Genomic DNA, 22,152 nt, shown 5'->3' on the forward strand with positions numbered 1-22,152 from the left:
GCCCACCCGGGTGCCGGAAGCGGTACGCACGCGTCTACCCGGGTGCCCGCTCCCGGCCCTCCGGTTCCGGCGCGAAAAACGCCTGCACATCGGCAATGGCATGCGTGCGCGCAAACGGCGGCAGCGATTTCATGAAGGTGCGGCCGTAGCTCTTGTTCACCAGCCGTGGGTCGCACAGCACCAGCACGCCGCGGTCGGTTTCGCTGCGAATCAGCCGGCCCACGCCCTGCTTGAGCGCGATCACCGCCTGCGGCAACTGCTCGTCGCGGAATGGGTTGCCACCCTCGCGACGGATCGCATCCAGGCGCGCTTCGAACACCGGGTCGTCGGGTGCGGCGAATGGCAGCTTGTCGATTACGACCACGCTCAAGGCATCGCCCACCACGTCCACGCCCTCGCGGAAACTGGCCGAGCCCAGCAGCACGCCATTGCCGGAATCGCGGAAGCGCTGCAGCAAGGTCGCGCGCGGCGCCTCGCCCTGCACGAACAACGGCCACGGCGCGCCGCGCAAGGCTTCGGCGGCTTCACGCAGCGCGCGGTGCGAGGCGAACAGCAAGAACGCACGGCCGTTGGAGGCTTCCAGCACCGGCGTCAGCGCGCCGATCAAGGCAGTGCCGAACCCGCGTGCGGCCGGATCGGGCAGGTTCGGCGGCAGGTAGCACAAGGCCTGGCGTGCCCAATCGAAGGGGCTGGGTTGCAGCAATGTCACCGGATCGCTCAAGCCCAGCCGCTGCGCGATGTGGTCGAACTCGCCGCCCACCGCCAGCGTGGCCGAGGTGAATACCCAGGCCGCCTGCGATTTTTCGCGGTGTTCGCGCAGCGGGCCGGACACATCCAGCGGCGTGCGCTGGCAACGGAAGCCGCGCGGGCTGAGTTCGTACCAGAGCACATCGTTGTCGACCACCTCTTCCGGCGGGTCCTGCGCGAAATCGGCCACCGGCTGGTCTTCGCCGAGCCAGCGCGACAGGCGGTTCAACGCTTCCTGCGCACGTGCCGTGCAGCCGTCGAAACCCGGTGAGGCCTCACGCAACGGCAGCAGGGATTCACCCAGCCGTGCCAGCGACGACAGCACGGCGTCGAACCCTTCGCGCACCTGCGGCTTGGCCAGCGCACGCCATTGCGTGCCGCGCGGCGGCAGCCCTTCCATGCCGGCACGCAGGCTGCGCAAGGCTTCGTCCAGCGCCAGGATCGGTGCCTGCAGGCTGGCCTGCGCGCCGGCCACCAGGCGCGCTTCGACCATGCAGTCGCGCGCCAGCTCCTGCCATGGCCGCATGCCGAAACTTTCGCCGAAGAAATTGGCCGCCAGTTCCGGCAACTGATGTGCCTCGTCGATGACGAAGGCCTGCGCACCGGGCAGGATTTCGCCGAAACCTTCCTGTTTGAGCGCCAGATCGGCCAGCAGCAGGTGGTGATTGACCACCACCAGATCGGCCGCCTGGGCACGCTGGCGCGCCTGCACCACGAAGCATTCGCCGTAGAACGGGCAGTCGGTGCCCAGGCAGTTGTCGACGGTGGAGGTCACCATCGGCAGCAGCGGCGAGTCGTCGGGCAAGGCTTCCAGCTCGGCCATGTCGCCGAACTGGGTGCGCCCGCTCCAGGCCACGATGCGCTGGAACTGCGAGACCTGTTCGGGCGCGGCAAAGCGCGGTTCGCCACGCGCCTGCTGGGTGCGGTACTTGCACAGGTAGTTGGCGCGCCCCTTCAACAACGCACTGCGCAGCCCCACGCCCAGCGCTGCGCGCACGCGCGGCAGGTCGCGATGGAACAGCTGATCCTGCAGCGCGCGCGTGCCGGTGGAGACGATGGTCTTGAGCCCGGACAGCAAGGCCGGCACCAGGTAGGCGTAAGTCTTGCCGGTGCCGGTGCCGGCCTCTGCCAGCAGCACATCGCGTTGTTCGAACGCTTCGGCGATGGCTCCAGTCAGCCGCAACTGCGCAGCGCGTGGCGCGAACGCGTCGAGCTGGCGCGCAAGCGCTCCGCCCTCGCTGAGCGCTTCGATGCTGGCAGTGGCAAGTTGGGACATGGGAGCGAACGAAAAGCGGGCAGGAAGCACGACAGCCTAGCGCGTGCGCGATGACGCTGCCTGGGTTGGGCTTGTGCGCACATCCCTACGGCTGCGCCAGCAACCGTCGGGCGCCCTGCCTGTGCTTGCTGAAACCGCACCACGCAGCCAGGAGTACCTCGTCAGCTTGGCCGCGACGTGCTCGGGCATCCAAAGCGCGCGACGACACGGCCACACCAGGCATCCACCGCGCCCGCCTTGCGGCGTGCGCAGTCGCTCCGATCGCCGGCCTCAGTAACGCTTCACGCCTGGCACGGTGCAACCGGCAATCTGCGCCTTGGCAGAGGCCGCGTTTTCCTTTTCGCCACGCGCCAGACGCGACTGCTCGATGGTCGCCCAATGCCGACGGCACAACGGCCCGGTCCTGGACCCCAGGTCGATCGCCTGCTTGGCGAAGCGTTCGGCCGCCGGCCAGTCGGCCTGCAGCACGGACACTTCGGCACGTTCCTGCAGAATCGCCGGGTCGCCCGACACCAGGCCCAGCGCCTGATCCAGGGCCGCAGCGGCGCCGGCCAGATCGCCGGCCTGGCGTTTGCTCTTGGCGGTGTCGCGCAAGTCATCCACCTGCGGGTCGCGCAGCGGCTGCACCGACAGTTCGGTGTCGTCTGCGCCGGCCTCGCGTTCGATCAGCAACAGCCGCTGGGTCGGAGTGGTCGGGTCCACCGGGGTCGGCGGCGGCGCGGGCGGTGCGCTGATGCAGGCAGTGAGTGCGGCCAGGACGCCGATCAGGGCGAGCAAACGGTGCAGTCGGTTCATGGGGTCATTCCAATCAACGCGTGGGTTGGGCCGCTGCGGGGGCGGCGGCAGGGTCTTCGGGCTTCTTTTCCAGACCGAAGAAGCGGCGCCAGCCGCCGCCGCTGGATTGTTCGGCAGGAGCGGCCGCTTCGCCGGGCGCAGCTTCGATCGACGGCGCATTGCCCGCGCACGGCGCGTAGGCCGGTGTGAAGCCGACCACGAACGGGAACTGGCGCGCGCCCGGGCAGCCCGGGTCGGTCACGCCGGTGCCGCTGGCGTCCACCCACTGCCAATCCAGGCCTTTCCCACTGACCTTCAATGGCGCACTCGGCAGGCGGGCAAAGATGCTCGACCACACCCGCATCGCACCGGTGGCGCCATACAGGCCGGTCTCTGCGTTCTGGTCGTTGCCCATCCAGATCACCGCCAGATGGTCGCCGGTGTAGCCGGCATACCAGCTGTCGCGACCGTCGTTGGAGGTGCCGGTCTTGCCGGCCGACGCCAGGCGCCCCAGGCCATCGCTCAGCAACTGCCGCGCGGTGCCGCCGCTGACCACCTGCTGCAGGCCGATGCTGATGAGGTTGGCGGCCACCGAGTCGCCTTCCTGGGCCGGGGCCGGGGTCTTGTCGTAGCGCTTGAGCAGCTTGCCTTGCGGGTCGAGCACACCGCGCACCGCATGCAGTGGCTGGATCTCGCCGCCGGCTGCCAGGAATTGGTACAGCTGCGCCATGCCATACGGGCTCTGGTCGGTGGTACCCAGGATCAGCGCCGGATTGGGCTCGGCCTTGATACCGGCCAAGACCTGGATCAGCTGCGCGATGCGGTCCGCGCCGACCTGCATGCCCACCCGCACCGTGGCCTGGTTGTAGGAATGCGCCAGCGCATCGACCAGGCGCACCGTGCCGTGGCTGCGGTTGTCGGAATTGCCCGGCGACCAGGTCTTGCCGCGGCTGAGCTGCACGGTCACCGGCGAGTCGTCGACCCAGCTGGACAGCGCCCAGCGGTCCGGCGAGGCCAAGGCCAGCATGTAGACGAACGGCTTGAGCAACGAGCCCACCTGCCGCTGCGCTTCCACCGCACGATTGAAACCCGGCTTGGCCACATCGCGGCTGCCGACCACGGCCAGCACATCGCCGTTGTGCACGTCGGTGAGCACCAATCCCGCCTGCAGCGGCGGTCGCTTCTTGTTGTCCAGCCGCTTGATGGTGCCGGTCACTGCACCTTCGGCATACGCCTGCGCAGACGGCGACATGCCGGTGAGCACGCTCATGCCGGCGCCCTGCAGCACGCCTTCCGGATAGTCGTGCGCCAGCTGGCGTCGCACCAGGTCCACATACGCCGGGAAGCGGTTGGCGGCGACCAGGCCGGGCTCGGTCGGCACGCCCAACGGCGCAGCCAGTGCGCGCTTGTATTCGGCGTCGTTGATCAGGTTGTTTTCGTGCAGCTTGCCGAGCACGAAATTGCGCCGGTCCAGCGCGCGTTCCGGGTTACGCCGCGGGTCGTAGTACGAGGGCCCCTTGACCAGCCCGATCAACAATGCGATCTGCTCGGTGGTCATCGAATTGAGTTCGCGGCCGAACCACAGCTCTGCGCCCGAGGACACGCCGTGGATCGCCTGGCCGCCGCGCTGGCCCAGATAGACCTGGTTGAGATAGGCCTCCAGGATGGTGCGCTTGTCGTAGCGCGCCTCCATGATCAGCGCATACAGGATCTCGTTGAACTTGCGCGTGAGCGTCTGTTCCTTGCCGATGCCGAGCAGGCCGCTGCGGGCCAGCTGCTGGGTCAGGGTGCTGGCGCCCTGGCGGACCTGGCCGCCGGAGCGCGCCATGATCCAGGCCGCGCGCACCATGCCGCTCAAGTCGATGCCGTGGTGGCTGTTGAAGTCGCGGTCTTCCACTGCCTGCAGGCCGGTGACCAGCAGCTCGGGCACTTCTTCCATGCGCACCAGGCGGCGCTCTTCCTGCTTCTGGCCGTACAGGGTGGCAATGCGCGCCGGGTCCAGGCGTGCGCTTTTGAGCGCCTTGCGGTCGCCGGCGTCGCGCAGGCTGGCCACGCGCCCACCGGCCAGGCTGACTTCGACCCGGCGCGGCGACACGCGTCCATCCACATCGATGTAGCCGCGGCTGGCGATGGTGAAGCGGCTGCCGTCCTGCTGGTAGGTGCCGGCCAGCTTCGCCTGACCGTCGTCGCGGTACGACGCCGCGTCCAGCTCGGTCTTCAGGGTGGCCGCATCCAGTGCGTTGCCCGGCACGAGCACCAGCGGCCGGCCGTATACGCGGGTCGGGATCTGCCAACGCAGTTCGCCAAAGCGCTGGGTGACCTGCTTGTTGAGATACATCGTATAGGGAATCAGGAAACCGAGCGCCAGCGCGAACGCGGCAAATCCCCAGACGATGAGTCTGCGTTGCCAGCGGGAGCCTTGCGCGTTGGTGTCGTCCTCGAAATCGTCGGGAGCGTCGTTGTCGTGGCGTCGGGGCACAGGAATGCGAGAATGTAGAGTCCGGCGAGTCTAGCAGCGCTGTCATGGCTGTGACCTGCCGGCCCCGTCGGCCGTTAAGAGCGGCTAACAAAACGCCCGACGCCGCTTCGCCAAGCGCGACGTGTTCTCGGCAGCAGCAGGCATGGTTCGTACACTGCGCGGGCAGATGCAACGATTGCCTCGACCCGCGCGCTGCTCGCACCGTTCACTGCCATACCACGCTGGAGTTCCAACGCAATGTCGATGTCTTTGGCCGATACGCGCTATCTGTTCAATCGCGTCCTCGGCCTGATCCACCGCAGCGTGGCCAGCATGCGCACGCGCGGCTGGCGCGCCACCTGGCAGCGCATTCGCGTACACACACAGGCGCCTCCGGTCGCCCTGGGCACGCCGCTGTGGCTGCCGCAGGCCGCCCCATTTGCGGCGTTCGCACTGCCGCACAGCGCGACCCCGCGGGTGACGGTGGTGATTCCGGTCTACAACCACATTGCGCACACCCTGGCCTGCCTGCGCGCGCTGGCGGCGCATCCGCCGCTGCTGAGTGTGGACATCATCGTCGTGGACGACGGCAGCAGCGACGCCACCGCTGAACAGTTGCCGCAGATCGCCGGCCTGCACTACCACGTGCGTGCGAGCAACGGCGGTTTCATCGCGGCCTGCAACGACGGCATCGCGCTGGCGCGCGGCGAGTTCGTGGTGCTGCTCAACAATGACACCATTCCGCAACCTGGCTGGCTGGACCGGTTGATCGACACCTTTGCCCGGTATCCGGCCGCCGGTCTGGTCGGCGCGCAACTGGTGTATCCGGACGGGCGCCTGCAGGAATCCGGCGGCGTGGTCTTCGCCGATGGCAGCGCCTGGAGCTACGGCCGCTTCGAATCGTCCGAGGACCCGCGCTATGCATATGTCCGCGCGATGGACTACTGCTCGGGCGCGGCCATCGCGCTGCCGCGCGCGCTGTTGCAGACACTGGGCGGGCTGGACCGGCGCTACATGCCGGCGTATTACGAAGACACCGATCTGGCGTTTGCCGTCCGCGCGGCCGGATATCAGGTGCTGGTGCAGCCGGCCAGCGTAGTGGTGCATAACCAAACCCATGACACGAAGAAAGAATCAGTGGTTGCGGAGCATCAAAGGCAATTTGCTGAAAAATGGTCACCGCAACTCAGCGAACAAATTCAGCAGCCGGTGCTGCCCGGGCCTGCGCTGCTGCACCGCCACCAGCGACAGGTCTTGATCCTGGACGAGTGCGTGCCGCAGCCGGACCGCGACTCAGGCTCGCTGCGGCAGTTCAACCTGATCCGCCTGCTGCGCGAGGAAGGCGCGCATGTCGTCTTCGTGCCGACACGCCGCGAACACGCCGGGCGCCACACCCAGGCATTGCAGCAACTCGGTGTCGAAGTCTGGTACGCGCCGTTTCTCGAAGGCATCGGCAGCTGGCTGCGCAGCCATGGTGCGCGGTTTGCGGTGGTGCTGCTGGTACGCCACCACGTGGCGCATGCCTGCCTGCCATTGCTCAGGCAATACGCGCCTCAGGCGCGCACCTTGTTCGACACCGTCGACCTGCATTACCTGCGCGAACGCCGCGGTGCCGAGCTGGCCCGCGATGCCAATCTGCTGCGCAGCGCAGAACGCACCCGCCTGCGCGAGCTGGAGATCATGGCGGCCACCGATGTCACCGTGCTGGTGTCGGCCGCAGAACAGGCGCAACTGCGCGCAGATGCGCCGCACATCCGCACCGCGCTGCTGTCCAACCTGCATGAAGTCGCCGGCAGCGGCCATCGCTTTGCGCAACGCCGCGACCTGGTCTTCGTCGGCGGCTTTCGTCATCCGCCGAATGTGGATGCGGTGCAATGGTTCATCAGCGCCATCTTTCCGCAGGTCCGTGCGCAGCTGCCCGAGGTGCTCTTCCACTGCATCGGTGCCGACCTGCCTGACGCCCTGAAATTGCTGGCCGATGAGTGCCCCGGCGTGCAGTTGCATGGTCATGTCCCGGATCTGGTTCCGTTCATGGACAGTGCGCGTATCGCAGTGGCACCGCTGCGTTTTGGCGCGGGCGTGAAAGGCAAGATCAATCTGAGCATGGCGCACGGCCAGCCGGTGGTCGGCACCACCTGCGCGGTGGAAGGCATGCACTTGCGCGACGGCGAGGATGTGTGCGTCGCCGACGATGCGGACGCCTTCGCCGCTGCAATCGTGCGGCTGTATCAGGACGCAGCACTGTGGCAACGCCTGGCCGACAACGGCTTGCGCAACGTGGCCGAACATTTTTCGCTGGACGCAGCACGGGCGACGGTGCGCGAGTTGTTCATTGCGGGGTGAGCAGGTGGCTAGGGATTGGCGTCTGAATCGTTTGCATCACCAAACGCCGCAGTACACGCAATGATGGGCGATTGATCCGCTCGCGCCGCATCACGCTGCTGCGCTCGCACCCTCATCTGCCCCTCGCGGCATCTTCTCCCGGTGGAGAAGGGAGTGTGCATCGCAGCTTGATCGCGTACCGGTTGAAAGGCTGCACAGCTTGGTTCACCTGCGTCTGCAGCACGCATTGCATCTGATGCAAATAGGGGGGCTTGGAGCGTGGGACTGTGCCTGTACCTGATGCAACACGGGCCTGAGACCTTGGGACGACACACGCTCGGCGGGCTTCCACGTTACCCACATCACCAGCAACTGCTCACCGCTGTTCGGCCACCGCCTTGACCCGTCGCGTGAATTCGGCAAGTTCCGGCAAACCCGGATCCAGCTGATGCGCCTCGTCCTGCGCACGGCGGGCGAAGGCTGCGTCCTCCTGGCCCAGCCGTTCGCTCCCGACCGCCACCCAGCGCTGTGCAAGGCGGCGTCGCGCACCGGCCAATGCATCGGCATTGGGCGTCAGCGCCTGCCAGGCATCCAGGCACCCGCGCGCGGCGCGCAGGCGGTTGTTGCGCAGTTCGTCCTCGAAACAACGTTGGCTGGCCGGTACCACGCGCGCCGCGGCCTGCAGCACACGCGGATCGCGTGGCGCCAGCGCCTGCGCGGCACGCACGGCGTCATAGGCGCTGGCGCCAGGCGGTGTCATCCAGCGTTGCTGCGCTTCGGCATCGGCAACGCGCTGCAGCAATGCCCGCAGGCGGCGCTCGCGCGTGCCCCGCGACAGGCTCGCGTCCGGGCCGCGCTGGGCGTCGCGCGCGCGCGCAATCGCTTGCTCGGCCTGCACGATCGATGCGGCGCCAGGCACCAGGAGCTGTGCCTGACGCAGGGATTGCAGCGCATCGTCGAAGTGGAAATCCGCCGCCTGCCGGCTGGCCTGTGCGGCGTACTCGTCCGCGACCTGATCGCGGCCGCGCTGGGCGATTGCATCGTCCGGTTCGGCGGCCAGCACCGCGTTGAAATCGCGCGCAGCCGGGGCCAGGCGGCCACGTCGCAGCAAGGCCTGCGCGCGCTGACGTCGCTGTTCCAGCAGGCGGTGGTACTGGCCTTCGGTCAGCGGCATGTCGACATGCCCGGGGTCGTAACGCTTGGCCGCGGCCAGCAACGCCGACGCCTCGCCGAGCGCATCGCGCGCCAGTGCGTGGCGTGCCTGCGCCAACAGATCGGTCAGGGCGTCCTCGCGGCCTTCCAGTGCGTCGGTGCGGTCGGGCGCCAGGGTCAGGATGCGTTGATAGAGCGGCAACGCACTCTCCGGCGTGCCGTCCAGGCGACCCTGCTGCTGCGCGAGCGCGGCCTGCGCCAGCAAGGCATCCAGCCCCACCCGACGCGCCTGCAGCGCGCGCGCAGCCGCGCCGCAACCGGGGCGATCTGCGCCTGCGGCGTCTCCAGGGCGGTGGCCAGCGCCAGCGCGCGCTGCGCTGCTGCGGCATCGCCTGCCGCAACCGCTGCACGCGCCTGCGCTACCGCAGCAGCGCCGGTCCGCGCCAGCCCGGTACGGGCTTCCCCACGGTCGCTGTCCAGTGCAAGCGCGGCGGCGAACAGTTCGCGCGCACCGTTGCCGTTGGCGGCGCTGAGCTGGCCGCGTGCCAGGGCCGCATCGCCCCGCTGCAACAATTGCTGGATGCGCGTGTCCGGCCACAGCCAATCGGCCAGCGGCTTGCGCAGCACGATCACGGTGAGCAGCAAGCAGGCGCACAGCGCCAACACCATGCGCCAGAGCGCACGGCTGCGCAGTGGCGCCCAGAGGCGGGGCGATCTGGCCCAGCGCGGGAGCGGAGACATACGGTGGCGTCCATCCTTGGCGCGACCTGACGGGGACGCGTTCACCGCATTATGGTAGCGGTGGAGGCTGCGAAGGCGGTGTGGGCTCTTCGGGAATCGGGAATCGGGAATCGGGAATCGGGAATCGGGAATCGGGAATCGTCAGGCAAGCACAGCTCACCTCTTTCATGTGCTGTCTGTTTTCAACCGCGTGCTCTTGCCAGGTGCGCGGCGTCCTCAGCCCAGCCGCCGCACCTCGCTCACGCCGGGCAGCGCATCCAGCTTGCCGAGCAGGCCGGACAGCTGGTCGTAATCGCTGACCTTCAAGCGCAGCCGTAGCTGCGCCCTGCCGGTATCGCGCACGTTGTCGCTGTTGATTTCCAGCACGTGCGCGTCTTCCTGGGCGATCAGGTTGGTGATGTCCTTGAGCAGCCAGCGGCGGTCCACCGCGCGCACCTGCACATCCACTTCGTAGCCGCTGCCGGCCTTGCCCCACTCCACCGGCAACACGCGCTGCGGGTGGGCGGCGGCCAGGCGCGCCAGTGCCGCACAGTCGGTGCGGTGCACGGTGATGCCGCGACCGCGGGTGAGATAGCCGGCAATCGGTTCGCCGGCCACCGGCTGGCAGCAACGCGCCAACTGCACCAGCAAATTGCCCACTCCCTCGACGGTGAATTTGGATTTCCCCAATCCATCGCGCCGCGCGGTCGGCCGCGGGGGCGCCGGTACCGCCGGCTGGGACGCGGCACGTTCGGCTTCCAGCAACGCACGGCTGACCTGGTTCGGGCCGGTATCGCCCAGGGCGACCTGGATATACAGCTCGTCGACGTTTTCGGCGTGGAATTTGCGCGCGGCCACGCTCAGATCCGCATGCTGCAGGCCCAGGCGCTTGAGCTCGCGATCGAGCAAGTCCTTGCCCGCCTGCACATTGCGCGCGCGGTCCAGCTTGTGGAACCAGGCGCGTACCTTGTCGCGCGAGCGCCCGCTGGCCAGAAAGCCGTTGGAGGCCAGCAGCCAATCGCGGCGCGGGTCCGCTTCCTTGGCGGTCATGATTTCCACGCGGTCGCCGCTGCGCAGCCGGTAGGTCAGCGGCACGATGCGGTCGTTGACGCGTGCGCCACGGCAGCGATGCCCGACCATGGTGTGCACGTGATACGCAAAATCCAGCGGCGTGGCACCTTGCGGCAGATCGATCACCTCGCCCTTGGGGGTGAGCGCATACACGCGGTCTTCGATCAGCTCGGCATCCAGCGCGCCGGCCAGTTCGCCATGCTCGCCCTCCTGCACCTGCTCCAGCAGCTGGCGCATCCACAAAATCTTGCGATCGAACGCTTTTTCGCCGCCCTTGCCGCCTTCCTTGTATTTCCAGTGCGCAGCCACGCCGAGTTCGGCCTGGGCGTGCATTTCGAAGGTACGGATCTGGATTTCGATCGTGCGCCCTTCCGGGCCGACCACCGCGGTATGCAACGAGCGGTAGTCGTTGGCCTTGGGCCGGGCGATGTAATCGTCGAACTCGCTCGGCACCGGCGCCCACAACGAATGCACCGCCCCCAGCGCGGCATAGCACGCCGCCACGTCCTCGACCATTACCCGCACCGCGCGGATGTCGTACAGCTGATCGAACGACAGCCGCTTCTTCTGCATCTTTCGCCAGATGCTGTAGATGTGCTTCGGCCGTCCGCTCACCTCTGCGCGCAGGCCCTGCTGGGCAAGCGCTGCCGACAGGGTGCGCTTGACCGCTTCCAGGTAGCGCTCGCGCGCCACGCGGGTTTCGTCCACTTCGCGGGCGATGCGGCGATAGGTCTCCGGCTCCAGATGCCGGAATGCCAGGTCCTCCAACTCCCACTTCACCTGCCAGATGCCCAGCCGGTTGGCCAGCGGCGCGTGGATGTCGCGCGTGAGCTGGGCCAGCGCGCGGCGCTCATCTTCGCTCAGACGATCGGCCACGCGCATGCGCGCCAGCTGCCGTGCCAGCAGGATCGGCACCACGCGCAGGTCGTGGATGATGGAAAGCAGCAGACGCCGCAACCCTTCGCTGTTGCGCCCGGCCTCGCGTCCGGCATGCAGCGCCCAGACCTGATCGGCTGCATCCAGGCCGTCCAACAGGCCTTCCACCGCCACCCGCCGCTCCGCCGGTTGCCACGGCAGGCCCGCGATCGCGCCGCGCAAGGCAGGCAAGTCGAACAGCAACGCCGCAATCAAGGTGGCTTCGTCGGCGGCCAGCAGCGCCAATGCATCCAGGGTGTCGCCGAGCAATGCCCACGGCACGCGATCGGTCTGCGTAGGCGGCAGGTCCTGCCAGGCCTGCGCCAGCGCGTCGCGCACTGCCGGCGCGATCGAGGCCACGGCAGGCCGCTGCAGCAGCGCCTGCAGACGATCAAATGAGGAACTGGTCACAGCGGTGGACACGGCGGCGGGCAACAACGGGAGGCTGACGACTACGGTAACGTGCGCGTCACCTTCTCCACAACGCGTTTTACCGCGGCGCTCGCCGTGCGGGAGGACGCGCGTGCTTAGGCCAGGTTCACCCCGCAACGTCTTGATTCGTAACCGCCGGGCGCGAAAAGCGGCACGGCGCTGCGCACGGGAATCGGAACCTACGCACCTTTTTACGTGCCCTTTACAACTGCGCCAGACCGCCTGCCTATGCTCGGGGCACGTCGTGCGTTGCATCCTGCAGCCAGCGACGTTTTTCCCAACTGCTGAGGTAGCCGTATGAAGACCTGGAAGAAGCCTGTCGTTCGTGAAGTCAATTGTGGCGCCGAAATCAACTGCTACGTCTCCGGCGAGTTTTGATCCTGCACGTTTCATGCTTACCTTGCCGCCTTTCCTCTTGATGCATGACCGGCAGTTGCCGGCAGATTAGGTCCAGTTCTCCATGCGTATCATCGTCTTGGGATCGGCGGCCGGCGGTGGGCACCCGCAGTGGAATTGCCACACCCCCGCGAGCCTGCGGGCGTGGCAGCAAACAGACGGTGCCCAGCGTCGTACCCAGGCCAGCATCGCAGTCAGCGCCGATGGCGAGCGCTGGGTGCTGATCAATGCCTCGCCAGATTTCCGCCAACAAATTCTTGCGACACCGGCCTTGTGGCCGCAGCACGGGCTGCGACATTCGCCGATCGAGGCGGTGCTGCTGACCAGCGGCGAGATCGACCACATCGCCGGCCTGCTCTCGATGCGCGAAAGCCAGCGGTTCTCGTTGCATGCCAGCAGCCGCGTGTTGGGCCTGCTCGCGCAGAACCCCATTTTCGACGCCGTCAATCCGCAGTACGTGAGCCGGCAGCCGTTCGCGCTGGACACTCCGCTGGTGCTGTGCGGATTACAGCTCACGCCCTTCTCGGTGCCCGGCAAGGTGCCCTTGTTCATGGAGTCGCGCAGCGGCGGCGACCTGGCGGGGTCCGATGAAGAAACCCTCGGGCTCACCATCGGCGATGGCCGCCACCGCATGCATTACATTCCCGGCTGCGCTGCGATGACCGACGCCTTGCGTGCGCGCCTGCAGGACGCCGAACTGGTGTTCTTCGACGGCACGTTGTGGCGCGATGACGAGATGGTGCAGCTGGGCGTCAGCCAGAAGACCGGCCAACGCATGGGCCACATGAGCATCGATGGCCCCGATGGCACCATTGCCGCGTTCGCGCCGTTGAACGTGGCGCGCAAGATCTTCATCCATCTCAACACCACCAATCCCGTGCTCAACACCCTCTCACCCGAGTTCGCCAGCGCGCGCGCCAGCGGTTGGGAAGTTGCCCACGACGGCCTGGAGATCGCCCTGTGACTGCGCTGCTCAGCCCCGACCAACTGGAAGCAGACCTGCGTGCCATCGGCGCGCGCCTGTATCACGACCAGCATCCGTTTCATGCGCTGTTGCACCACGGCAAGCTCGACCGAGGCCAGGTGCAGGCCTGGGCGTTGAATCGCTTCGAGTACCAGCGCTGCATTCCGCTGAAGGACGCGGCGATTCTGGCGCGCATGGAAGACCCCGCGCTGCGGCGGATCTGGCGGCAACGCATCCTCGACCACGACGGCAATAGCGCCAGCGACGGGGGTATCGCACGCTGGCTGCATCTCACCGACGCGCTGGGCCTGGACCGCACGCTGGTGGAGTCCGGGCGCGCGCTGCTGCCCGGCACGCGCTTTGCGGTGCAGGCGTACCTGCACTTCGTGCGCGAAAAAAGCCTGCTCGAAGCGATCGCCTCGTCGCTGACCGAATTGTTCGCGCCCAACATCATCGGCCAGCGCGTGGCCGGCATGCTCAAGCATTACGACTTCGTGTCGTCCGAAGCGTTGGCCTATTTCGAGCATCGCCTGACCGAGGCGCCACGCGATTCGGATTTCGCGCTGGATTACGTCAAGCAGCATGCCGATACGGTCGAAAAGCAGGCACTGGTCAAGGCCGCCCTGCATTTCAAGTGCTCGGTGCTCTGGGCACAGCTGGATGCATTGCATGTGGCCTACGTGAGCCCAGGCATCGTGTGGCCGGACGCCTTCGTGCCGGACCGCGACGCCAGCCGGGTCGCGGCATGAGCGGCATTACCCACCATAGCCAGCCGGCCCTGCGTGCAGGCGTGCGCCTGCAACATGACCGTGCGCGCGACCAGTGGGTATTGCTGGCGCCCGAACGCGTGGTCGAGCTGGACGACATCGCCTTGGTGGTCGCGCAGCGCTACGACGGCACGCGCTCGCTGGCGCAGATCGCGCAGGAGCTGGCTGCAGAATTCGATGCGGACGCGGCCCAAATCGAAGCGGACGTGATCGAACTCACCGATACCCTGCATCAGAAGCGTTTGCTGCGGCTATGAGCATCGCGCCGCCACCGCTATCGGTGTTGTTGGAATTGACCCACCGCTGCCCGTTGGCGTGCCCGTATTGCTCCAACCCGATCGCGCTGGCAGCGCTGCGCGAGGAAATGGACACCGCAGGCTGGCGCTCGCTGCTGCAGCAGGCCGCCGACATGGGCGTGCTGCAGGCGCATTTTTCCGGCGGCGAGCCCATGTTGCGCAAAGACCTGCCCGAACTGGTCGCACATGCGCGCGCACTCGGGCTGTACAGCAACCTGATCACCTCCGGCGTCGCCGGCGGCGAGCCAATGCTGGACCAACTGCAGGCGGCCGGGCTGGAACATGTGCAGTTGAGCGTGCAGGACGTGGATGCGGCCGGCGCCGACCGCATCGCCGGCTACCGCAACAGCTTGTCCAAAAAGCGCGAATTCGCCGCCGCGGTCCGCGCCCGCGGCCTGCCGCTGACGATCAACGCGGTACTGCACCGCCATAACGCCGAACGCGTGCCCGGGATGATCGCGCTGGCGCTGGAATGGCAGGCCGAGCGCATCGAGGTGGCGCACACCCAATACTACGGCTGGGGCCTGCGCAACCGCGCTGCGCTGATGCCCAGCCGCGAGCAACTGCTGGCCACCATCGACGCGGTGGAAACCGCGCGACGCCAACTCGGCGACCGCCTGGCGATCGATTTCGTCACGCCCGATTACTACGCGCGCCAGCCCAAACCCTGCATGGGCGGCTGGGGCCAACGCTTCGTCAATATCTCCCCGCGCGGCGACGTGCTGCCCTGCCATGCCGCCGAAACCATCGATGGCCTGCGCTTTGACAATCTGCGCGAGCGCTCGCTGGCCGATATCTGGAACAACGGCGAGGCATTCGTGCGCTTTCGCGGCACCGCATGGATGCCGGAGGTGTGCCAGGGCTGCCCCAAGCGCGAGATCGATTGGGGTGGCTGCCGCTGCCAGGCGCTGGCGCTCAGCGGCGATGCCGCCACGCTGGACCCGGTCTGCGAACGTTCGCCCATCCATGCGCAGGTGCGCGCAACCGCCGAGCAGGAGTCGGCATCGCCGGCACCGGCCTTCATCTATCGCCGCCCAGAACGCCCCGCAGCAGCCACCGCAGACCCGCTGGAATAGGCAGCGCCGGCATGCGCCAACAGCGTCTACACTAGCCCTCTCTTCTTCTTCGGATGGCTTCCATGTCGCTCGCGCGCCGCATTCCCTTGCTGGTTTGCCTGACCTTGGCGCTGCATGCCGCCCCTGCCCTGGCGCAACGCGCGGTGCAAGGCGACCTGCAGTCGCAGATGAGTGCCGAACAGTTCAAGGCCGCCGGCCTGGACAAACTCAATGCGAGCGAACTGGCTGCGCTCAACGATTGGCTGCAGGGCAAGGTCGCCAAGGAGGCCGCAGTGGTGGTCGAACAGGCCAAGGAAGCCGGCCGCCAGGAAGTGATCGTCAAGAACCGCGGCTTCTTCGACTTCGGCAGCAAGGAGCCGATCGAGAGCACCATGGTTGGCGAATTCAAGGGCTTCGCCAAGGGCCGCGTTTACACGCTGGCCAACGGTCAGGAGTGGGAACAGACCGATGCCGCCAGCCTGTCTGGCGTGCGCAAGGACGCACCCAAGGTCAAGATCAAGCCGGGTCTGGTCGGCGTGTGGTATCTGCAGATCGAGGGTTACAACACCCCGGCCAAGGTGCGGCGGATCAAGTAAGCGCCTCCGCCGAGCTTGCGCGGCTGCCGAAAGCGGTTGCCACCCACGGCATCGGCATGCGCCGCGCGTATCCCGCCGCTGCGCGTTGCGCATGCGACATTGCAACCAGCCGCTGCAATGTGCTCGCCGTAGAGCAACGCATGCGCAAGGCGGCGCCGGTGCGGCAGACAGAGCGCAAGCGTCAGTGCGCACCCGCCATGCCCAGGCGCAGCCAACGTTGGCGCGCCGAATCATCGTACTCAGCATCGCGCACACGCAGCCATTGGCGGTAGCGATAGGTGCCGTCCTACTGACCGATTCCGACCACGCGTACACTCCTGCACACACCGCGCCCCCCACCCGTCGCTGACGCCACTGCTAACCGCGTTTTTCCCACGCAATTGGTCGCAGCAATCGCTGGCCACACGCACGGACTCTGGAGAACCTGCATGCACTCGAAGACCTATTGCAGCCTTGCACTGCTATCGTCCCTGACACTCTTTGCAGGCGTCGCGCCCGCTGATCCCATCGCGTCCGCTGCGTCGCCGGCGGAGCGCTGCGCCAATGCACCGGACGTTGGCTTCGGGCAAGCCCTGGTGTGTTACCACGATGCCATCGAACAGCAACCGCTGACCTATACGCGCGTTGGCACCAGCAGCGTGGCCGGTGTCGAGCGGCGCGATTACCTACTGACCTCGCAGGACTGGTCGCCCGAGGGACTGGTCATGCCGGCGCGCTGGCAGCATGACGTGGCGATTTACGTGCCGACAGAGGCCTTGCCCACGCGCGCGGTGTTGATCTCAACCAATGGCACGCGTCACCCGGCGGATGGCAGTGCGGCGCAGCCGGCCAGCGAGTTGGCGCCCGAAGCGCTGGCCGCCTTGGCGCAACGCACCCGCACGGTGGTGATCGCGCTCAGCGACATCCCCAACCAGGCGCTGATCTACCAGGGCGATGCCACCCCGCGCCGCGAAGACGACAGCGTGGCCTATAGCTGGTCGCTGTTTCTCAAGGCGCCGCAGCAGCGCAAGACATTGCCGCTGCATGTGCCGATGGCGGCCGCGATTGCGCGCACCATGAGCCTGGCCGAGCGCGAACTGGCCCCACTGCGAATCCATCGCTTCGTCCTTGCCGGCGCCTCCAAACGCGGATGGGCCAGCTGGCACGCCACCATCGCAGACCGGCGCGTGGAGGCGGTGGCGCCATTGGTGATCGACATCCTCAACATGCCGGCCGTGCTGGAGCATATGTCCCGCACCTATGGCGGCAACTGGCCGATCGCCTTCAACGCCTATGCAAAGCAGGGCATCACCTCACAACTGCAGACCCCCGCCTTCGCGCAGTTGGTGCAGCTGCAAGATCCGCTGAGCTATTTGCACACGCCGTACCGCACGCGGCTGGCGGTGCCCAAGTACATCGTCAACGCCAGCGGCGACGACTTCTTTTTGCCGGACAACACCCAGTTCTTCTATGACGCACTACCCGGCAGCAAGGCGCTGCGCGTCCTGCCCAACAGTGCGCACAATATCCGCGCCTCCGTCGTCGATACCCTGGTGCCGTTTATCACGCGCCTGCAGCAGCAGCGCCCGTTACCGCAGGTAAGCGATGTGTTGCGTATGGGCCAAGCGCCGCAGATCCGCTTCCGCTCCTCCGAGCGGCCAACGCAGGTGCAGCTATGGAGTGCACATAATCCGCACGCGCGCGATTTCCGCTACGCCTGCGGCATACGCTACAGCGCCACGCCCATTGCGCTTGCCGGCGGCGGCCCGGTCCGGGTACCGGTGCAGATTCCGGAGAACGGCTGGAGCGCGTATTTCGTCGAAGCCACTTACGCGGACGGATTCGTTGCCACCAGCCAGACCTATGTAGTCGGCAAGCAGCGTTACCCCACCCAGGCACCGCCCACCGATAACGCGGCCTGCAGCACATTGCCCGGCGTGCCCACCGCTGCCGCCGTGCGCTGACGCAGTTCTTGAACGATGGCGATCGCCGGCTGAAGCACCTCGCGGGCAATTGAGCGCCATGCGCCAGTTGCCGGGTCGGCTTTTCGGCAACCACCGCGCCACGTTGGACGCATTTGTCCACGTTGCGCAATGAAGTCCGCACAGACAATGCCAAATGGCACGGTTTTGCACTTGAGCACGCCACCAAGATCGATCCAACCCGACTGATCCATTGACATCGTTGTCACCAACTCCTACACAGGCCCCTACTCGCTGACGGCATCGGCCGGTCAGACGGACCAAAGGACTGAATGTGGCTGCGATTTCGCGTTCCGCTTACGCCTCTGCCTCGCCCGATGTCCCCGTTGCCACCAGCTTCGTCGCTGCCGATGTCGGTGGCACGCATGTGCGTGTCGGGCACATGCTGCAGAAGCGCGATGCAGCCATCGAGCTTTCGCATTACCGCACCTATCGCTGCGCCGAACACGCCAGTCTCCAGGCCATCCTCGAGGACTTCCTGCAACAGCGGCGCCGCGTCGATGCGGTGGTCATCGCCAGTGCCGGCGTAGCGCTGGACGATGGCAGCTTCATCAGCAACAACCTGCCCTGGACGATTTCGCCCAACCGCATCGGTACCGCACTGGCGGTGCGCAACGTGCACCTGGTCAACGATTTCGAGGCGGTGGCCTACGCAGCGCCGCAGATGGAACAACGCGCCGTGCTGCAGCTGAGCGGACCCACGCCGCGCCATGCGCGCGCCAACGGGCCGATTCTGGTGGTCGGCCCCGGCACCGGTCTGGGTGCAGCACTGTGGATCGATGCCAAGCCACGCGCAATCGTGCTGGCTACCGAAGCCGGCCAGGTCGCGCTGGCCAGCACCCACCCGCACGAATACGCCTTGCTGCAACGCCTGTTGCGTGGCCGGCACTATCTGCCGCTCGAGCACGTGCTTTCCGGCCCGGGCTTACTGCATCTCTACGACGCGGTGTGCGAGCTGCATGACGCAACGCCGCTCCATCGCCTGCCCGCCGCCGTGACGCACGCAGCGCTGCACGAAAACGATGCGCTTGCGCGCGAGTGTCTGCAAATTTTTTGCGGCCTGCTGGGGAGCGCGGTCGGCGACATGGCACTGGCCTACGGCGCTGCCGGTGGCATCTATCTGGCCGGGGGCTTCCTGCCGACGATCGGCCAGTTCCTGGCTGGCAGCACATTCGCCGAGCGCTTCCTGGACAAGGGAAACATGCGCGCGGTGCTCGAACGCATCCCGGTCAAATTGGTCGAGCACGGGCAACTGGGCGTGCTCGGCGCGGCCAACTGGTATCTGCAACACCACACCGAGCTGTCGTAAGCGATCTACCACGCGTTCCACCCCGAGCGCGCGTCTGCAAGACCCCGCATCCGGCGAGCGGCAGCCCGCCGTCCATCCCTGTGCGTGATGAGGAGAGACATCATGAAATACAGCACCACCCTGCTGTCCAGCGCCATTGCACTATCGCTGGCATTCGCTGCGCAAGCCCAGGACGGCGCTGGCACGCAAGCCACCGACCTGGATGCCGTCCAGGTGGTCGGCATCCGCGCCAGCCTGGAAAAATCGCTCGATACCAAACGCAACAACACCGGCATCTCCGAGGCGATCACCGCCGAAGACATCGGTAAATTCCCAAGCACCAACGTGGCCGAAGCGCTCTCGCAGATTCCCGGCGTCACCCTGGACCGGCGCTTCGGACAAGGCGAGCGCGTGAGTATCGACGGCACCGACCCCAGCCTCAATCTGTCGTTCCTGGACGGGCATCCGGTTGCGCAGGCGATCTGGCTTTATGGCGAACAGCCCAGCCGCGGGTTCGATTACACCCTGCTGGCCCCGCAGATCCTGGGCCGTGCGGAAATTCTCAAATCCTCCGAAGCGCGCCTGACCGAAGGCAGCCTGGGCGGCACGGTGCTAATGCACACGCGGCAGCCGCTGGATCTGAAGGCCAACGAAGTGGCTGCGTCCATCGGCTATAGCTACAGCGACCAGGCCAGCCAGGGCAAACCCAACGCGGCACTGCTCTACAGCTGGAAGAACGCGGCGCAGACCTTCGGCATTGCGGTGTCGGCGCAGCACTACGAAGAACGCGTCGACCGCCGCGGCATGGAAGTGTTCGGCTACGCACCGGCCAGCACTTTCGCCAATGCCGCAGGCGGCGTGCCTGCCGATGCGGATGTACCCAACTCGATCAACGCGGCCTGGTTCCAGCAGGATCGCGAGCGCGACAGCGCCGTGGTCAACCTGCAACTCAAGCCCAGCGAGGCGCTGGAGTTCAATCTGAGCGGCCTGTACATCAATGAGAACTTCGACAACTACAACCAGTCGATGTACAGCTTTTTGACCTGGAATGCCGGCACCGTGGCGGCGGTGGACCAACTTGGCGGCGTCCGTAACGGCGTGGTCACCAGTGGCCACTCCAGCGCCAATGCGATCCCGCTCGGCGGCACGGTGATCTACGACAACAACGTGCGCGAATCGGAGGTGACCACCAAAGGACTGGACCTGCGCGGCGCCTTCCGCGGCGAGGGTTGGGGCTTGAACGGACAGGTGGGCCAGAGCAAGTCCGAGAACAACGATCTCTCGCAATACTTCATCGAGCCGTTCTACAACGGCGGCTTCAGCTGGGACACCCGCCGCGGCATCCGCTTCGACGATTCCGCAGCGGCACGTAATCCCGCCAACTGGGGTTCGGCCGGCGGCTGGTTCGGCAACAACGGCATCTTCTCTACCGAAAGCAAGGACACCTACGGCCAGCTGGATTTCAATCTGCAGTTCGATGGCGTGTTCAATCAACTGCTGTTGGGCGTGCGCCACGGCAAGCATGACGAGCGCTTCGAGCTCAATGTCTATGGTGGTGTCACCCCCGGCACCCTGGCCGACGTGGGCACGATCGGGCTCACCGATCTGCAGGGGTTCTATCCCGATCACGGCCGACATATACAGGCAGGTCGCAACAACGTGCTGAACTGGATCCGCAACAGCCCGGTCGATTACAGCGCGCCGGATCCGGCCAGCTACCTCAACAACAGCTGGGCGCTGGAGCAGACCAACAATGCGGCCTACGCGCAGCTGAATTTTTCCGGCGGCGGTCTGCGCGGCAATCTCGGCGTGCGCTACGTGGATTCCAAGACCGAAGGCAGTGGCTTCGTCTACAGCGGCACGCCCTCCCTCGCCGAGGCCGGCAGCCTGTGGCAGACCCGCACCCGCAAGGAAGACTTTCTGCTGCCTTCGCTGACGCTGTCGTACGACACCAGCGACGACTGGGTATTCCGCTTCGCTGCGGCCAAGGTCATCGCCTGGGCACCGTACAACCAGATGGTCAACAACACCTTCCTCAACGACACCACCTTGACCGGCAGCGGCGGCAATGCAGACCTGTCGCCGTATGAATCCTGGAACTTCAATCTCTCTGCCGAATATTATTTCGCGCAGCAAGCGGTGGTGGCGTGGTCGGTGTTCTACAAGAAGATCGACAACTACATCGACACCAGCGCCAGCGTGGAGCGCCAGTACAACGCACTGCGCGACACTGCGCCGCAGAGCTGGGCGCAATTGCTCGGCAGCAACGGCTGTACCGCCGATGGCTATTGCGACTACAGCATCCAGCGGCCGCGCAACGCCGGCGATGGCAAGGTCAAGGGCTTCAACATCTCCTTCCAGCAACCGTTCGGCGACAGCGGCTTCGGCCTGACCGCCAACTACACCTATGCCGCCGGCGAAAACAACACCGGCGATGCCCTGCCCTACCAATCGCGCAACAGCCTCGCCTTCAGCCCCTACTACGAAAAAGGCCCACTCAATGCCCGGCTGACCTACAACTGGCGCGACAGCTATCTGGCCGGCGGTTATGTGGCCGGTGCGGCACCGGCAAGCGTGGACGATTACGCCGAACTCGGCGCCAGTATCGGCTATGCCTTCAGCCCGAACTGGTCGCTGCAGGTCGATGCGCAGAACCTGCTGGACGAGCAATACCTGCAGTATCTGGGCGACAAGGACCACCTGGCCGGACGCTACAAGAGCGGACGCCGCTACATGGCCAGCCTGCACCTGAAGTTCTAGCGCAGCTAGCAACGACTGCGCTCACCGCCAGGCGGGCGCGGTCGGTGCTCGTAGCCGGGCGTACCGCTTGTACGCCCCGGCTTCGAGCGCACCGTCTGCGCCGATCTGCCGACTGCTCGCGACGATATACGGGCCGTTCTCAGCATCGGAGGCGCACGCCGCGTGCCTTATAAAGACGCACGCGGCTTTGTTCGGATACATG

The 22,152-nt window shown here is 66.5% G+C and carries 14 protein-coding genes and 1 pseudogene; 10 read left to right on the forward strand and 5 right to left on the reverse strand.

Going from position 1 to position 22,152, the window contains the following annotated elements; all coding sequences use genetic code 11:
• Positions 1-34: 34 nt before the first annotated feature.
• The 3 genes from yoaA to mrcB all read right to left on the reverse strand — a co-directional run bounded on the left by yoaA (position 35) and on the right by mrcB (position 5,276).
• Positions 35-2,023 carry a DNA repair helicase YoaA gene (gene yoaA / locus ACCQ15_RS15480; protein ID WP_372380752.1) on the reverse strand — a complete coding sequence of 663 codons (1,989 nt, stop codon included), beginning with the start codon at positions 2,021-2,023 and terminating at the stop codon, positions 35-37.
• Between the two features lie 270 nt (positions 2,024-2,293).
• Positions 2,294-2,818: a hypothetical protein gene (locus ACCQ15_RS15485; protein ID WP_008575203.1), complete on the reverse strand. Its 525-nt coding sequence runs from the start codon at positions 2,816-2,818 to the stop codon at positions 2,294-2,296.
• A gap of 13 nt (positions 2,819-2,831) precedes the next feature.
• Entirely contained in the window at positions 2,832-5,276 is a 2,445-nt protein-coding gene (gene mrcB / locus ACCQ15_RS15490; RefSeq protein ID WP_372380753.1) for a penicillin-binding protein 1B, read from the reverse strand.
• Between the two features lie 237 nt (positions 5,277-5,513).
• On the opposite strand from mrcB, the gene ACCQ15_RS15495 reads away from it, so the two are divergent.
• On the forward strand, positions 5,514-7,598 hold the full coding sequence (locus tag ACCQ15_RS15495; protein ID WP_372380754.1) for a glycosyltransferase: 2,085 nt from the start codon (positions 5,514-5,516) through the stop codon (positions 7,596-7,598).
• Between the two features lie 355 nt (positions 7,599-7,953).
• On the opposite strand, the pseudogene ACCQ15_RS15500 reads toward ACCQ15_RS15495, so the two are convergent.
• Together ACCQ15_RS15500 and ACCQ15_RS15505 are read right to left on the reverse strand one after the other, a co-directional pair.
• A pseudogene (locus ACCQ15_RS15500) lies at positions 7,954-9,398 on the reverse strand (hypothetical protein).
• 288 nt (positions 9,399-9,686) lie between these two features.
• Positions 9,687-11,873 (reverse strand): RelA/SpoT family protein, encoded by a 2,187-nt coding sequence (locus ACCQ15_RS15505; protein WP_014090786.1) that lies wholly within the window; start codon positions 11,871-11,873, stop codon positions 9,687-9,689.
• 291 nt (positions 11,874-12,164) lie between these two features.
• Between ACCQ15_RS15505 and pqqA the strand changes: the two genes are divergently transcribed.
• The 9 genes from pqqA (at position 12,165) to ACCQ15_RS15550 (ending at position 21,950) form a co-directional block, all read left to right on the forward strand.
• Entirely contained in the window at positions 12,165-12,245 is an 81-nt protein-coding gene (gene pqqA / locus ACCQ15_RS15510) for a pyrroloquinoline quinone precursor peptide PqqA (protein ID WP_002812057.1), read from the forward strand.
• 82 nt (positions 12,246-12,327) lie between these two features.
• The gene (gene pqqB, locus ACCQ15_RS15515) at positions 12,328-13,227 is read left to right on the forward strand and encodes a pyrroloquinoline quinone biosynthesis protein PqqB (protein ID WP_014090787.1); all 900 of its coding nucleotides are present in this window, start codon (positions 12,328-12,330) and stop codon (positions 13,225-13,227) included.
• Entirely contained in the window at positions 13,224-13,976 is a 753-nt protein-coding gene (gene pqqC / locus ACCQ15_RS15520) for a pyrroloquinoline-quinone synthase PqqC (protein ID WP_014090788.1), read from the forward strand. Before pqqB ends, pqqC begins: the two co-directional genes overlap by 4 nt.
• On the forward strand, positions 13,973-14,251 hold the full coding sequence (pqqD, locus tag ACCQ15_RS15525; protein ID WP_372380755.1) for a pyrroloquinoline quinone biosynthesis peptide chaperone PqqD: 279 nt from the start codon (positions 13,973-13,975) through the stop codon (positions 14,249-14,251). Before pqqC ends, pqqD begins: the two co-directional genes overlap by 4 nt.
• Positions 14,248-15,366: a pyrroloquinoline quinone biosynthesis protein PqqE gene (pqqE, locus tag ACCQ15_RS15530; RefSeq protein ID WP_008575225.1), complete on the forward strand. Its 1,119-nt coding sequence runs from the start codon at positions 14,248-14,250 to the stop codon at positions 15,364-15,366. The genes pqqD and pqqE overlap by 4 nt, the downstream gene beginning before the upstream one ends.
• A 62-nt stretch (positions 15,367-15,428) precedes the next feature.
• Positions 15,429-15,941, forward strand: a complete 513-nt coding sequence (locus ACCQ15_RS15535; RefSeq protein WP_014090790.1) for a hypothetical protein — start codon at positions 15,429-15,431, stop codon at positions 15,939-15,941.
• A gap of 428 nt (positions 15,942-16,369) precedes the next feature.
• Positions 16,370-17,884, forward strand: coding sequence for a PhoPQ-activated pathogenicity-related family protein (locus ACCQ15_RS15540; protein WP_372380756.1), 1,515 nt, complete (start codon positions 16,370-16,372; stop codon positions 17,882-17,884).
• Between the two features lie 292 nt (positions 17,885-18,176).
• Positions 18,177-19,211, forward strand: a complete 1,035-nt coding sequence (locus tag ACCQ15_RS15545) for a glucokinase family protein (protein WP_372380757.1) — start codon at positions 18,177-18,179, stop codon at positions 19,209-19,211.
• Positions 19,212-19,313: 102 nt separating this feature from the next.
• On the forward strand, positions 19,314-21,950 hold the full coding sequence (locus ACCQ15_RS15550; protein ID WP_014090794.1) for a TonB-dependent receptor: 2,637 nt from the start codon (positions 19,314-19,316) through the stop codon (positions 21,948-21,950).
• Positions 21,951-22,152 lie beyond the last annotated feature (202 nt).

This window comes from Xanthomonas sp. NCPPB 1754, from assembly GCF_041475725.2.
In the GTDB taxonomy this organism is placed as follows: Bacteria; Pseudomonadota; Gammaproteobacteria; order Xanthomonadales; family Xanthomonadaceae; genus Xanthomonas; species Xanthomonas euvesicatoria.

Bases quoted from the DNA above. Each gene is read 5' to 3' on its own strand.
- pqqB (WP_014090787.1), top strand. From the start codon at position 12,328: ATGCGTATCATCGTCTTGGGATCGGCGGCCGGCGGTGGGCACCCGCAG.
- ACCQ15_RS15540 (WP_372380756.1), top strand. From the start codon at position 16,370: ATGCACTCGAAGACCTATTGCAGCCTTGCACTGCTATCGTCCCTGACA.
- pqqE (WP_008575225.1), top strand. From the start codon at position 14,248: ATGAGCATCGCGCCGCCACCGCTATCGGTGTTGTTGGAATTGACCCAC.
- pqqA (WP_002812057.1), top strand. From the start codon at position 12,165: ATGAAGACCTGGAAGAAGCCTGTCGTTCGTGAAGTCAATTGTGGCGCC.
- ACCQ15_RS15550 (WP_014090794.1), top strand. From the start codon at position 19,314: ATGAAATACAGCACCACCCTGCTGTCCAGCGCCATTGCACTATCGCTG.
- yoaA (WP_372380752.1), bottom strand. From the start codon at position 2,023: ATGTCCCAACTTGCCACTGCCAGCATCGAAGCGCTCAGCGAGGGCGGA.
- pqqD (WP_372380755.1), top strand. From the start codon at position 13,973: ATGAGCGGCATTACCCACCATAGCCAGCCGGCCCTGCGTGCAGGCGTG.
- ACCQ15_RS15495 (WP_372380754.1), top strand. From the start codon at position 5,514: ATGTCGATGTCTTTGGCCGATACGCGCTATCTGTTCAATCGCGTCCTC.
- ACCQ15_RS15485 (WP_008575203.1), bottom strand. From the start codon at position 2,818: ATGAACCGACTGCACCGTTTGCTCGCCCTGATCGGCGTCCTGGCCGCA.
- ACCQ15_RS15535 (WP_014090790.1), top strand. From the start codon at position 15,429: ATGTCGCTCGCGCGCCGCATTCCCTTGCTGGTTTGCCTGACCTTGGCG.